Below are 13,426 nucleotides of genomic sequence, written 5' to 3'. Positions count from 1 at the left end.
TTCGATCAGGGGAAATTGAGATTGGTGATCGCAACGATAAGATTATCTGATGAACCTGGTCTGACGCCATTCAAACGCATATGGACACGGTGCATGACCGCTGCATCTCAAGATTGTGGTCAGGGAAAATTGACTCCGCGGCGGTGAACGATAAGATAAACTGATGATACATTTGACGATGCGGCAGCTTCGCTATTTCGATGCGCTGGCGCGTCTCGGCCATTTCGGCCGCGCCGCGGAGGCCTGCGCGATCTCGCAGCCGGCGCTGTCGATGCAGATCAAGGAGATGGAGGACGCGCTTGGCGGCGTGCTGCTGGAGCGCAATGCGCGCCAGGTGGTGCTGACGCGATTCGGCGAGCAGCTCGCCGAGCGCGTGCGCGAGATCCTGCGCTCGGTCGATGAGCTCGGCGACTTCGCCCGCGCCTCGCGCGACAAGCTCACGGGCCGGCTGCGGCTCGGCATGATCCCGACGATCGCGCCCTATCTGCTGCCCAAGGTGATTGGGAACCTGACGCGCAGACATCCCGAGATCGACATCCACGTCCGCGAGTCCAAGACGCCGAAGCTGATCGAGGAACTGGTCGAGGGCCGCCTCGATGCCGCGATCGTCGCGCTGCCGGTGTCGGAGCCGTCGCTGACCGAGGTCGCGCTGTTCGCGGAGAGCTTCCTGCTGGTGCGGCCGCCGGAATATGAAGGCGCGGCGGTGCCGAGCAGCGAGATGCTGCGCGAGATGCGGCTGCTGTTGCTGGAGGAGGGGCACTGCTTCCGCGACCAGGCGCTGTCGTTCTGCAACATGCAGGCGCCGCGCGAGATGCTCGATGCCTCCTCGCTGTCGACCCTGGTGCAGATGGTCGGCGCCGGCATGGGCGTGACGTTGATTCCGGAGATGGCGGTCGGCGTCGAGACGCGGTCGGCGTCGGTGTCGCTCGCGCGTTTCGCCGATCCGCAGCCGCAGCGTACGGTCGGCATGGTCTGGCGCAAGACCAGCCCGCTCGCCAAGCAACTGATGCAGATTTCCGAGATCGTCGGCAGCGCGGCCGAGGGTCTGCGCAAGCAGGCCGCGGCAGCGCAGGGCCGCAAACGGCGAAGCTGATCCTTCGGGACCATCCCGTCCGAGGCGGCCTTGTCCTTCCTTAAGGAAGGACATCCTCCACGAAATTGGCCTTGATCGCATCCGCTGCTGCGCTCGCGTTGTCGAGCCAGCTCGCCTTGGCTGATAGCAGCGGCACGGGTGGCAGCAGCGCCGGCGCCTCCCGCGACGCGACAACCTCAACGCCGGGCGGACCCGGAAACGCGACGGGGACGACCGGAATGGGATCGGGCGCGGCGGGAGCCACCGCTGCGGCGGGGAACAGATCGGGGCGCACGCCACCGGCGCCGAATGACGCCCCCGGCTTGCTCGACAACAACAGCCCGAGCACCGGCGCCGACAATTCCGGCAGCTCGAGCAATCTCGGCCGGCATTGAAGGGATGTTCGCCGGCGATCGCGCTTTTGCAATGGAACGGTCGCGCCGACAGGTGGTTCGTAGCGACGAGCAACTCATTTGCTCGTCGCCGCGATCGCGGCGGAGGACTGCGCCGGATGACCTTCGCGGCAGTCATGCGTGATGACCTTGGTCGAGGAGTCCTTGCGATGCGAAGCTTGAACTATGTGGGAGCGCTGGCCCTGTCCGGCGCGCTGCTGGCCGGAGCGAGCGCTCCGGCCTTGTCTGCACCCGTTACTGCGCTGTCGGCCGCGGCGAAGGCCGACGTTGCGCCGCTCAGCACGGTTCAGGTCCGCTATGGCGGCTGGCATGGCGGCGGCTGGCATGGCGGCGGTTGGCGTGGCGGCGGCTGGGGCTGGGGAGCAGGCGCGCTCGCGGCCGGTGCGCTTCTCGGCGCCGGGATCGCGGCGACGGCATCGCCTTATTACTACGACGATCCCTATTATTATGGTCCGCCCTACGGCTATGTCGGCGTCGGCTACGGGCCGTATTACGGCCGTCCCTATTATGCCCGCCCGTATTGGCGGCATCGCTATTATGGCTGGGGCGGTCCGTGGGGCGGCCCCTGGTGAGATCGGCTGATTGGTTCCGGATGCCCTGTCGTCTGCGCGAGCGATCGCGCAGACGATTTCGTGTTTGCTGCGAGCTGATCGTGATCGCGTGGCAGCCAAAACGCTGAAGGCAAGTTGATCTTGCTCAAAGCTGCTCCTCGCTCCCGTGGTCCAATAAGTTCGACACGGGAGAGGAGCCGGAAATGCAAACACCAGTTCAAATCGAATTTGAAGGGATTCGCGTCTCCGCTGAAATCCGGGCTGCCGTTGAGCAACATGTCGCGGAACTGGAGAGCCGCTTTGGCCGGATCACTGCGGCGCGCGTCATGGTCAAAGGTCCGGGTGGTCATCACCAAACCGGCGGTCAATATCTGGTGAGCGTTCGGCTGGCACTGCCCGACGGTCGGGAAGTCCACGTTGGACGTACCCCGAAGCTGGATGAACGGTACGTCGACTTGACCTTCGCCGTAGACAACGCATTCAAACGCGCGCGTCGACAACTGCAGGACCGGGCGCGACTGATGCGTGGCGATGTCAAGACGCACGAGCCTCAACCGATCGGAACCGTTGCGCGTATCGATCCAAGCGGCCAGTTCGGCTTTCTGGAAGCCGCCGACGGCCACGAAGTCTATTTCAACTGTAATAGTGTCGTTGATGGTGGACCAAGCATCGTGCCCGGCGCCCGCGTAAGCTACGTCGAGGAGATCGGAGAAAAAGGACCGCAGGCGAGCACGGTCAGATTGCTCGGGAAACATGGGCTGCGGGCTTAGATCGGCGGCCGAGACGCGAGCGGCGAGCAGGTTTGACGTTGGAGGTAACCGATGATTGGTGATCGCCTGCGTTTGTTCTGTCTTCATGGCACGGAAGGGCTTGGCGAAAAAATCGCTCACGCGCTCGGATGCCGTCTCGCCGCTGTCGAAGAACGCAGCTTCGAGGACGGCGAACACAAGGTGCGGCCGCTGGAAGTTGTCGCCGGCTGCGACGTCTACGTTCTGCATAGCCTCCATGGCGGTCCTGACGAGAGTCCGAACGACAAGCTGTGCCGGCTGCTGTTCCTGGTCGGAGCGTTGAAGGATGCCGGTGCTGCGCGGGTGACGGCGGTCGCACCGTATCTGTGTTATGCGCGAAAGGATCGGCGCACCAAGGCCAATGACCCCGTCACGATCCGTTATCTTGCGACCATGTTCGAGGCGATCGGTGTTGATGCAGTGGTGACCCTCGAAGTTCACAACGAGGCCGCGTTCGAGAACGCGTTCCGTTGCCCATCGGTAGCGCTGAGCACGGCGCCGCTCTTGATCGGCAGGATCAAGGCGATCGCGGCTGATCGGCCGATTGCCGTGGTTTCGCCGGATCTCGGAGGCGGCAAGCGCGCGGACCTGCTCCGCGAGGTTCTGGGGAAAGCGCTCGGCCGTCCGATCGGCAAGGCATTCGTGGAGAAGCATCGCAGCTCCGGCGTCGTTTCGGGCGACTTGTTCGCCGGAGAGGTGGCGAACGCGCTGTGCGTGATCGTGGATGATCTCATCAGCAGCGGTGGAACCCTGGTGCGGGCGGCGAAGGCGGCCCGTGCCCATGGGGCCGAAGAGGTGATAGCTTGCGTGGCGCACGGCTTGTTCATGCCGGGCGCGGCAACGACGCTCGCCGACCCTGCGATCGGCCGCATCATCGCGACCGACAGCGTGCCACCGTTCAGGCTTCCGCCGGGCGCGGTTCGCGATAAGCTCGAGATTGTCTCGGCGGCGCCCCTTCTCGGAGAGACCATTCGTCGGCTGCACCACAACGAGCCGCTGACGGAGCTGCTTCCGTATCAGGATTGATCCCCGCAATTCAAATTCTGGCTCACGCCGTGAGCTGCCGCTCAAGCTGCGCTGCGTCCGCCTTGGCAAGTTTGAGATAGGTGCGCGCCAGCCGCGGCCATTTTTCCGGCGTCCGTGGATGGGCGTCGGCGAGATGAGCGATGGATAGCCTGGCGCGCAGCATGGCGCGGCCAATCCGATAGAACAAGAACAGTCCGCTGGCCGGGTCATCATTGAGCTGGACGGCCAGATATCGCCGAAGCCTCTCACCGACCCACGGTCCTCCCAGTCGAGCGCATTCCAAGTGCAGGAAGGCAATTTCGTCCAGTGCATCCGACGTCCGCAAGCGGGCATTGAACTCCAGGCAGTCGATGATGGGGAAGGGAGGGCTCAACCAGATATGTTCCGGCCGCAGATCGCCATGGCCGTCGAGGACGAGCCGGTGATGCACCCGCTGCGCCAGTAGATCGGTCCGCTGCCGCAGGAAACGGCATTGCAGGTTGGCGATGCGCTCGATGGTGCCGCGGGGCAGGTCGAAGGCCGACTCGAGCAAACCTCGCCGATCCGCCAGAACTGCCTTTTGCAGGGTCACCATGTAGCTCTCCGGATTGATCATGATCCGGCGCGCATGCGAATAGAAGCGGCTCAAGCGACTGGCCAAACCATCGATCTGGGCCTGGGAGACCTTGCGATTGCGAAGCCCGACTTCGAGTGTTTGGCCTTCGTCGAGCCGGCGCATGACGACGAGCCAATCAACGATGTGTCCGCCTCCTCTGATGGCGTAACCACCCGGCGCAGCCGTCAGCGGCACCAGGCCGTGATAGACGTCGGGCGCCAGCCTTCGGTTCAGCGAAACCTCAGCGCGGCAGGCCTCTGCGCGGCGCTCAAGGCTGGAGAAATCGAGATATGGAAAATGAACCGGCTTCTTGAGCTTGTAGACGCGCTCGTCAACCATGAAGACCCAGGACATGTGGGTCTCCCGCGTGATCACAGCGTCGGGCGCCGGGACATAACTGTCCGGCCGGCTGAGAAACGCCACCTTGCGAGCAAGAGCGGTCGCGCTGCCATTCTCAGCGTCCTCGCCCCAGGGTTCATTCTGCCATCCGGGCATATGATGCCTATCGCCAATCGAGGCAGCCGGCAGCTTGATACGGATCAATAGCAGTGGTTGTCCGGCTCATATCCTGCCCCTCTTCCGCATGAGGTCTGCCATGCTGTTCCAGAACCGAACCGATGCCGGCCGGCAACTCGCCGAGGCGCTGCTCAAATACAAGGGGCGGCACCCGGTCGTTCTTGCGCTGCCACGCGGCGGCGTGCCGGTTGCGGCGGAAGTCGCAGCAGCCCTCAATGCGCCACTCGATCTGCTGCTGGTCCGCAAGATCGGGCTGCCGGGGCAGCCGGAGCTCGCAATGGGCGCCATCGCGGATGGTGAGGGCATGACCACCATACGTAACCAGGACGTGATCGAGCTATCCGGCGTCACCTCCGAAGAATTTGAGGTCGTCTGCAGGGAGGAACGTGCTGAGATCGAACGGCGCCGCAAGCGCTATCTGGGCGATCGGGCTCGCGCCGAAGTCAAGGGGCAGGTTGCGATCATCGTCGATGACGGCGTTGCGACAGGCGCAACCACGCTTGCCGCCATCAAGGCTGTTCGGAAGCAGGAACCGAAAGAGCTCGTGCTTGCGGTCCCGGTCGCGCCGCCGGACGCCATCAGGAAATTGCATGCGGAAGTCGATGCCGTCGTCTGTCTGCATGAGCCTCAGGAGTTTGGCGCGATCGGCTATTTCTATCGCGACTTTCATCAGGTCAGCGACGACGAGGTGATTGCCACTTTGAGGCAGTTTCCATCAAGCAGATCCATGCACGCCTCCTGACGAGCCGGCGCCTAATGGTCGTGGGGCAGCGGCTCCCAGCGGTCGCCGACCTTCACGTAGGATCGCTTCACCGCTGCCCAGGCTGTGCGGTGAGCAATCTCTTCCTGCCGTTCGTCTTCCGCATGGGAGGCAAAGGCGTGGTTGAATGCTTCCCGATAGATGTCCTGCGCGTGCGATGGGAGGTGAGCGCGAACAGCAGGGGGAAGATCGATGTTTGTGCGATAGGGCATGGCTCTTGCCTCGGACGCTCACTGCCGCGCCTTGCTCGCGACGCCGCGGCGTTTCCACCAAAGAGGATAGAGGCAACTTGCTTCCGCCTCTTGACCGGCGTCAAATAGGGATGCGCAGACATCGAAGGGATGGCTGACGTCATGTGAGCGCCGAGGACATCGATGGACCCGTTACCGAGCGCGCTGCTAACCGATCTGTATCAGATGACCATGATCGAAGCGTACCTTGAATCGGGCCAGACTGATACAGCGGTATTTGAGTTCTTTGTGCGCAAGCTGCCGCCTCAGCGCAGCTTCCTGATGGCGGCCGGACTGGAGCAGGCGCTCGACTTCCTGCAAAACATACGGTTCTCGCAAGACGAACTCGGCTGGCTTGAGCGAACGGAAAAGTTCAGCAAGTCGTTGATCGACTATCTCGCCAATTTCCGCTTCACCGGCGAGGTTCATGCGATGCCGGAAGGCACCGTGTTCTTTGGCAACGAACCGATCCTTAGGGTTACGGCTCCTTTACCGGAGGCGCAGCTTGTCGAGACGCGCCTGATCAACATCCTGCATTTTCAGACGCTGATTGCCTCCAAGGCCGCGCGCATGGTCTTACTCGCGCCAGACAAGCTCCTGGTCGATTTTGGCTTGCGTCGCTCCCATGGTGCCGAGGCAGGGCTGCTGGCCGCCCGCGCGAGCTATGTCGCTGGATTCTCCGGTACGGCAACCCTCCTGGCCGAGAAGTCATTCGGCATTCCGACCTATGGCACCATGGCGCATTCGTTTGTTCAATCCTTTGATGACGAAGCTACAGCATTCGAGGCGTTTGCGCGCGCCAGGCCAGAGAATCTCGTCCTGCTGATCGACACTTATGACACCGAGGCGGCCGCGAGGAAGGTCGTCATGCTGGCGCCCCGATTGAAGGAACTTGGAATTGCGGTCAGCGCCGTGCGGCTTGACAGCGGGGATCTGTCTGCGCTCGCCAAGAAGGTGCGCTGCATTCTGGATTCCGGCGGACTCAAGGACACCGGCATCTTCGTCAGTGGCGGGATAGAGGAGGGTACCCTGATTGCCTTCGCTCGGGATGCGGCGCCGATCGACGGTATCGGCATCGGCACGGGCCTCGTCACGTCGTCCGATGCGCCAGCACTCGACTGTGCCTATAAGCTGCAGGAGTATGCGGGCTTGCCCCGTCGCAAGCGCTCGACGGGAAAGGCCACCTGGCCCGGCCGCAAGCAGGTTTGGCGCCGGTATGACAGGAAGGGCCGCATGCTCGCAGACATTCTTTCGACCGAGGAGGACCAACAAGAGGGGGAAACGCTGATCCAGGCGGTGATGCTCGGCGGACGCCCTATCGCCTCTCAACCTTCACTTCACGACATCCGGGCTCACGCGCGCCGGCAGCTCGATCTGCTGCCTCCGGAGCTGAGAACCTCCAAAGCGGTCGCGCCCTATCCGGTGCAGATTTCAAGCCATCTTGAACAGCTGGCAGCTGTCGCCGACCGGATAGGCTCGCGTCCCTGAATTCTGATCTGCATCAAGGGAAGCGGCTCGATCCCTCTCTAGCCTGTCAAGCGACGGAGGTGCATCGATGCCGGTACAGAATGCCGAAATTGCAGAGATGTTCGACCAGACCGCCGAACTTCTCGAGATCAAAGGCGACAATCCGTTTCGTTCGCGGGCCTATCGCAATGCTGCGCGGGTGATTGAACGTCTGCCCAGGAGCATCACCAACCTCTTGAAGGCGGGTGAGGATCTTTCCGAGCTGCCAGGTATCGGCAAGGATCTGGCAGGAAAGATCGAAACGATCGTCGCAACCCATCATTTCGATGTGCTGGACAAGCTCAAGCGTGAACTGCCCGGCGATCTCGGAGAGATCGCGGCACTCCCGGGCTTGGGTCCGAAACGCGTCAAACTGCTCTACGACAAGCTGGGCGTGCGGTCACTCGCGGACCTCAGGCGCGCGGTGAGGTCGGGTCGGCTGAGAGAGCTTCGGGGCTTCGGTGCCAAGAGCGAGGAAAAGCTCACCGCGGCGTTGGCCAAGCCTCGAGCCGAGAGGCGCTTCAGACTATCCGAGGCCGAAGCCGAAGCGGAAGCACTCCTCAGCTATCTGAGGCCAGACGCGACCGATGGAAAGGTGATCGTCGCCGGAAGCTACCGTCGCAGGCGCGATACCGTCGGTGATCTTGATATCTTGATGGTGGCACGTGACGGCCACGCCGCCGGCGGGAGACTCTCTCGATACGACAATGTCGCCAATGTGCTCGCTCATGGCGATACGCGGACGGCAGTGGTGCTGCGCTCCGGGCTGCACGTCGACCTGCGCGTTGTTTCTGAGGCCAGCTACGGCGCCGCGCTGATGTATTTCACCGGATCCAAGGCGCACAACATCTCCTTGCGCGGACTCGCTAACGATCACGGCTGGAAGCTGAACGAATATGGCCTGTTCGCCGGCAAGCGGCGCATCGCCGGAGCAACCGAGGAGGAGATCTATGGCAAGCTCGGGCTGCCCCTGATTCCGCCCGAGATGCGCGAGGATCGCGGCGAGATCGCGCTCGCAAAAGCAAAAAAGCTCCCGAAACTGATTACGCTGTCCGATATTCGAGGCGACCTGCACGTCCATTCCAAATGGACCGACGGCACCGCCGCGATCGCCGAGATGGCGACGGCCGCCAAGGCAAGAGGCTATGCCTATATGGCTCTGACCGACCATAGCCAACACGTCACTGTCGCCCATGGTCTCGATGCCGGACGTCTGTCGCGTCAGATCGACGAGATCGACCGTTTGAACGACCGGCTGGATGGATTTACGGTGCTGAAAGGCGCCGAAGTCGATATTCTGGCGGGCGGACGGCTTGATCTGCCCGACAAGATCCGGTCGCGGCTCGATCTGGTCGTTGCTTCCGTTCACTACAAGTTCGAGCTCTCGCGCAAGATGCAGACCGAGCGCATCATCCGGGCGATGGACAATCGCCATGTCTCGATTATCGGTCATCCGACCGGACGGTTGATCGGGGACCGCGAGCCTTACGAGATCGACATGGAAGCCGTCATTGCGGCGGCGGGCGAGCGCGGCTGTCATCTCGAGCTCAACGCCGACCCGGACCGGCTCGATCTCAACGATATCCATGTTCATGCCGCCAAGTCCGCGGGCGTCAAGCTGGCGATCTCGACGGACGCACATTCGACCGCTGGATTCGCCAACATGCGTTTCGGCGTCGATCAGGCGCGCCGAGGCTGGCTCGAAGCCGCAGACGTCATCAACACTCAACCCTTGTCGCGGACGAAGAAAATGCTGAAGCGCTAGCCGGATTGCTTGATCCTTCGCAACGTGGCGCACGCGAAGTTGCGCTCATCTTAGATGACAGCACAGGAGGGTGAAATGAGCTTCGGGAAGAAGATTGGCACGGTTGCGACCGCGGCCGTCCTGACCCTCGCGCTGCTTGCACCCACGGGTGCCGACGCTCGCAACGGGCGCATTGCCGCGGGAATCGTCGGCGGCCTGGCTGCCGGCGCGCTGTTCGGCGCGGCCCTCGGCGGCGGCTATTGGGGGCCGGATCCCTATTACGGCTATCCGGGGCCAGCCTATTACTACCCACCGGCACCGTATTGGGGGCCAGGTCCGTTCTGGGGACCGTACGGATACGGCGACTGCTATGTCCGAGCTGTCCGGCACAGGCGGCATGTGCATTACGTGCGGGTCTGCTATTAAATCCGCTTGCACTCGAGCAACGGGCGGGGCTGTTATATTGCCGCGGAGAGCCAGACGCATGTCGGGGCGTTTCAAGTTTCGGGCTCTGGGCCTCTTCGTCGGACTGCTCTCGTGTTGGCCGACAAACGTGGATGCCGCGAACCTCAGCAAGGCCGCGCAACGAGGCAGGACCATCCTGCAGGAAAGATGCGGGCGCTGTCATGCGATCAAATCGGTTGGCGAAAGCCCGCTCGAGAATGCTCCGCCGATGCGCGATATCTACGCCCGGTTCAATCGGCGCGAGTTGCAGGCGGAGCTGTCGGAAGGCATGGTGTCGAAGCACAGGGACATGCCGCAAATCGAATTTTCCGACGAGGACGTCTACGCGATCATGAGCTACCTCTACATTCTTGCAGTCAGGAAATGAATGCTCGCTGCTCAGGAAAGCGCTGATCCCTGCACATCGAAGCTCACTTGGGAAGCTCACTTGGCCGGCTGCGCGGTCCATTCGACGGTCTGACGGCATCGCCGCTGGTCTGGCGACACGCGATTGGGCCGGTACGAAGGCGTCCCGTCGCTGAGTGCGCGGCGGACGTGCCGGGCGGGGCCAGATGACCGGATTAGGATTTCAATTCGCGGAGCTGCACCGGCAGATGGTGCATCAGTTTCTCAAATTCACCGGGATCGAGCTTCTCCCACGCGATCTCGAACACCCCGCGAATGACGGTCAGCGGCGCGATGGGAAACTGCTGGGGCAGCTCCATGGCGACGTGATCCGCGAAGTCGCTGGCATGTCGCTCCTTGGTCGGCGTTCCCGCCGCGTGCCAGTTCTCGTAGTAGATCCCGCGCAGGCAGCTGGGCGCCAAGCTTGATCGCCACCTCCGGAGGTACGCGATCGCGCAACGCATGCAGAACAGCCCGGAGCGCGTTGTAGGCCTGTTGACGACTACCGAGCTCCAGCTTCTCCTCGATCGCCTTGAGCCAGAGATTGGTCTCCTGAATGGTGTGATCCAGCGCGGCAACACCTGTTACGCCCATGATGCGTTCTCCTGGATTGGCCACATCAGAACAGCGGCATCCCGGATCGACGGCGTCACCGCAATCACGTCCGTTGTCATGATCCGGCGAGCACGGATGCCGGCCTCGATTCAATGCGACAGCAGGGTCGGGATCGTCATCGTCCTCAGCATTTCATGGGTGACGCCGCCGAAAATGCCTTCCCGCAGGCGGGAATGCCCATATGCCCCCATCACCAGCATGTCGAGACTTTCGTCGGCGGCCAGGGACAGGATGGACGGCTGAATTTCGGAATGCTCTGCCGTCAGCTCGAGCAGCGTTGTCGTAAGTCCGGCGCGAGCCATGTGTTCAGTCAATTTCCGCGCTGAGGCCTCGGTGGGAGCAACCTGCGCCTCATTGATCGAAATCGTGACCAGCGCTTCTGCTTGAGAAAGAAACGGTCTTGCGTCCTTGAAAGCGCGGGCGGCAAGGCGGCTTCCATCCCAGCAGATGCCGATACGGTTGGCCCTGAAGGTGCCGCGGAAGATATGCGGCACGAACAGGACGGGTCCGCCCGCCTGGAGCAGGATCTCCGTCGCAGTCCTAGTGTCGTAGCTGTCCTGTGTTGCGTCCGTCTGCAGGACCACCGTCAGTCCATAGAGCCTGGCCGCAGCGCCGAGCGCGGACGCGGCTTCACCGGGCAGGTCCTCGACCGAGCGGCTTGCGTGAGAGATGTTCGCATTCCGGGCTTCCGTCTCGAAAATGGCGAGTGCAGCCGCGCTGCGTTGGGCGGCGCGTTGCCGCTCCATTTCGAAGATCTCTGAAGCGGCGACTGCTGCGCCCGCGCCTCCATCGACCACATACGCGCTACTGGGCGGGATGTATCCGACTGCAATCGCATCGAGATGGGCGTCGAACCGGGCAGCCAACGAGACGGCGGCATCAACGACAGGCTGCGGTGGCTGCTCGGTCGGAATATGCACGAGAATGTCGTTGATATTGATCACGACGACCTCCCTCCGGGACCCACTCCATACTCTCCGTCGGATGAAGCGGCATGTTGACTTGAATCAACAGTCAATGGCCGGCCGTCACTAACCGGTCCGCCGCAAAGTTGTGCTCCGCTCGGGGGAGGGGGCACGGCCCCGTTTCGTGGTCTAGCGTCACACCGGAATTTCGGGTTCCGCTAACCGTTCGCGCTTTGGCTCCGCGATTTCGGTCATCGTCGCCTCGGTGAGCAGGAGGATGCCGGCAACCGACACCGCGTTCTCGAGGGCTGTCCGAACGACCTTCGCGGGATCGACAATGCCGGCCTCGACGAGATCGACATATTGCTTGCGCGCGGCGTCAAACCCGAAACTGCCGACGCCACTCAGCATGCGCGCCACGACCACGCCGCCATCCGTTGCCGAGTTCTCCGCGATCTGGCGAGCGGGGGCCTCGAGCGCGCGCTTCAAGATCTGTACACCGGTCTTTTCGTCGCCTTCGCAGAGTGCTTCCTCCTTGCCGACGGCTTCGATGCATCGAAGCAAGGCAAGCCCGCCGCCCGGCACGATACCTTCTGCAACGGCCGCCTTCGTCGAACTGATGGCGTCGTCAAGCGCCTCTTTTCGTGATTTCATCTCAGCTTCAGTCGGCGCTCCGACACGGATAACGGCAACCCCGCCCGACAGCTTGGCGAGCCGCTCCTCAAGCTTCTCCTTGTCGTACTCGCTGGTCGTTTTCTCGATCTCGCGGCGGAGTTGTTGCAGCCGCGCATCGATCTGGCTGCGTTCGCCCTTGCTGCCGATCAGCGTGGTGTTTTCCTTGTCGGCAACCACACGGGCGACATGTCCCAACTGCTGCAAAGTGGTGTTTTCGAGCTTCGAACCGAGATCGTCGGAGATGACCTGGGCGCCAGTGAGGATTGCAATATCCTGCAACATCGCCTTGCGTCGCTCACCAAAACCGGGCGCCTTGACGGCGCAGCCTTTGAGCACGCCGCGAAGCTGATTGACGATGAGCGTGGCCAACGCCTCGCCTTCAATGTCTTCGGCGATGATCAGGAGCGGTTGTGCCGACTTTGCGATCTGTTCGAGCAGCGGAATGAGGTCGCGCAGAGCGCTGATCTTGTGGTCGCACAACAGGATGAATGGCTCTTCAAGAACCGCTTCCATGCGATCGGCATCGGTCACGAAGTAGGGCGACAGGAAGCCGCGGTCGAATTTCATCCCTTCCACCACGTCGAGCGACGTTTCGGTGGTCTTGGATTCCTCCACCGAGATCACTCCATCGCTGCCGACTTTCTCGAGCGCGTCGGCGACCAGCGCGCCAATCGATGGATCATTGTGAGCCGAAATGGTGGCGACCTGAGCTCTTTCCGCCTTTGTCTTGACGGGGCGCGCCATGGCATGGAGGGCCGCTATCGTCGCGTGGGCAGCGCGGTCGAGGCCCCGCTTCAGATCGATGGCACTGGCGCCGGCGACCACGTTCCTGACGCCGTCGGCAAGAATCGCATGTGCCAGGATCGTCGAGGTGCTTGTTCCGTCGCCAACGAGATCGCCGGTCTTCTCCGCGGCCTGACGCAGCACCTGCGCTCCGAGATTCTCCTCCGGATCCTTGAGGTCAAATTCCTTGGCGATCGTGACGCCGTCGTTGCATACGATCGGGGTGCCCCAGCTCTTCTGGATCAACACTGATTTTGATTTGGGGCCGAGCGTCACGCGCACGGCGTCCGCAAGCAGCGAGGCTCCGCGCAGGATCTTTTCACGGGCCGCGGAATGAAACAGCACCTGCTTGTGAGGCATCAATCGCTCCTCAGAAGGACGGCTTTCATCAGATCAAG

At 62.5% G+C, this 13,426-nt stretch carries 14 protein-coding genes and 1 pseudogene; 9 read left to right on the top strand and 6 right to left on the bottom strand.

Features of this window, described 5'->3' with window-relative positions:
• Positions 1-163 precede the first annotated feature (163 nt).
• On the top strand, positions 164-1,093 hold the full coding sequence (locus QW861_RS13965; RefSeq protein WP_315714347.1) for a hydrogen peroxide-inducible genes activator: 930 nt from the start codon (positions 164-166) through the stop codon (positions 1,091-1,093).
• Between the two features lie 40 nt (positions 1,094-1,133).
• Here QW861_RS13965 and QW861_RS13960 read toward each other — a convergent pair whose 3' ends face one another.
• Entirely contained in the window at positions 1,134-1,451 is a 318-nt protein-coding gene (locus QW861_RS13960; RefSeq protein ID WP_316193173.1) for a hypothetical protein, read from the bottom strand.
• Between the two features lie 183 nt (positions 1,452-1,634).
• On the opposite strand from QW861_RS13960, the gene QW861_RS13955 reads away from it, so the two are divergent.
• The 3 genes from QW861_RS13955 (at position 1,635) to QW861_RS13945 (ending at position 3,850) form a co-directional block, all read left to right on the top strand.
• Complete coding sequence (locus QW861_RS13955; RefSeq protein WP_316193172.1) at positions 1,635-2,057, top strand: hypothetical protein; 423 nt, start codon at positions 1,635-1,637, stop codon at positions 2,055-2,057.
• Between the two features lie 182 nt (positions 2,058-2,239).
• On the top strand, positions 2,240-2,806 hold the full coding sequence (locus QW861_RS13950; RefSeq protein WP_315714350.1) for an HPF/RaiA family ribosome-associated protein: 567 nt from the start codon (positions 2,240-2,242) through the stop codon (positions 2,804-2,806).
• Between the two features lie 51 nt (positions 2,807-2,857).
• A complete protein-coding gene (locus tag QW861_RS13945; protein ID WP_315714351.1) occupies positions 2,858-3,850 on the top strand; it encodes a ribose-phosphate diphosphokinase in 993 nt (330 codons plus the stop codon).
• 22 nt (positions 3,851-3,872) lie between these two features.
• Here QW861_RS13945 and QW861_RS13940 read toward each other — a convergent pair whose 3' ends face one another.
• A complete protein-coding gene (locus tag QW861_RS13940; RefSeq protein WP_315714352.1) occupies positions 3,873-4,799 on the bottom strand; it encodes a hypothetical protein in 927 nt (308 codons plus the stop codon).
• A 241-nt stretch (positions 4,800-5,040) separates the two neighbouring features.
• On the opposite strand from QW861_RS13940, the gene QW861_RS13935 reads away from it, so the two are divergent.
• Positions 5,041-5,703 carry a phosphoribosyltransferase gene (locus QW861_RS13935; RefSeq protein WP_315714353.1) on the top strand — a complete coding sequence of 221 codons (663 nt, stop codon included), beginning with the start codon at positions 5,041-5,043 and terminating at the stop codon, positions 5,701-5,703.
• An 11-nt stretch (positions 5,704-5,714) separates the two neighbouring features.
• Here the strand turns inward: QW861_RS13935 and QW861_RS13930 are convergent, their stop codons facing one another.
• Positions 5,715-5,933: a ChaB family protein gene (locus QW861_RS13930; RefSeq protein ID WP_315714354.1), complete on the bottom strand. Its 219-nt coding sequence runs from the start codon at positions 5,931-5,933 to the stop codon at positions 5,715-5,717.
• Positions 5,934-6,095: 162 nt separating this feature from the next.
• Between QW861_RS13930 and QW861_RS13925 the strand changes: the two genes are divergently transcribed.
• The 4 genes from QW861_RS13925 (at position 6,096) to QW861_RS13910 (ending at position 10,033) form a co-directional block, all read left to right on the top strand.
• A complete protein-coding gene (locus tag QW861_RS13925) occupies positions 6,096-7,439 on the top strand; it encodes a nicotinate phosphoribosyltransferase (protein ID WP_315768635.1) in 1,344 nt (447 codons plus the stop codon).
• Positions 7,440-7,506: 67 nt separating this feature from the next.
• Entirely contained in the window at positions 7,507-9,222 is a 1,716-nt protein-coding gene (gene polX / locus QW861_RS13920) for a DNA polymerase/3'-5' exonuclease PolX (RefSeq protein ID WP_316193171.1), read from the top strand.
• Between the two features lie 75 nt (positions 9,223-9,297).
• On the top strand, positions 9,298-9,627 hold the full coding sequence (locus QW861_RS13915) for a hypothetical protein (RefSeq protein WP_316193170.1): 330 nt from the start codon (positions 9,298-9,300) through the stop codon (positions 9,625-9,627).
• Positions 9,628-9,685: 58 nt separating this feature from the next.
• Positions 9,686-10,033: a cytochrome c gene (locus QW861_RS13910; RefSeq protein ID WP_315718648.1), complete on the top strand. Its 348-nt coding sequence runs from the start codon at positions 9,686-9,688 to the stop codon at positions 10,031-10,033.
• 193 nt (positions 10,034-10,226) lie between these two features.
• Here the strand turns inward: QW861_RS13910 and QW861_RS13905 are convergent.
• The 3 genes and pseudogenes from QW861_RS13905 to groL form a co-directional block, all read right to left on the bottom strand.
• A pseudogene (locus tag QW861_RS13905) lies at positions 10,227-10,644 on the bottom strand (DUF2267 domain-containing protein).
• Positions 10,645-10,754: 110 nt separating this feature from the next.
• Entirely contained in the window at positions 10,755-11,609 is an 855-nt protein-coding gene (locus tag QW861_RS13900) for a universal stress protein (RefSeq protein WP_315718646.1), read from the bottom strand.
• Between the two features lie 156 nt (positions 11,610-11,765).
• Positions 11,766-13,388, bottom strand: a complete 1,623-nt coding sequence (gene groL, locus QW861_RS13895) for a chaperonin GroEL (RefSeq protein ID WP_315718645.1) — start codon at positions 13,386-13,388, stop codon at positions 11,766-11,768.
• Positions 13,389-13,426 lie beyond the last annotated feature (38 nt).

The organism is Bradyrhizobium sp. SZCCHNRI1029 (assembly GCF_032487555.1).
GTDB lineage: Bacteria > Pseudomonadota > Alphaproteobacteria > Rhizobiales > Xanthobacteraceae > Bradyrhizobium.
The sequence above is the reverse complement of the archived record's forward strand: the minus strand, read 5'-3'. Positions and strand labels throughout refer to the sequence as shown.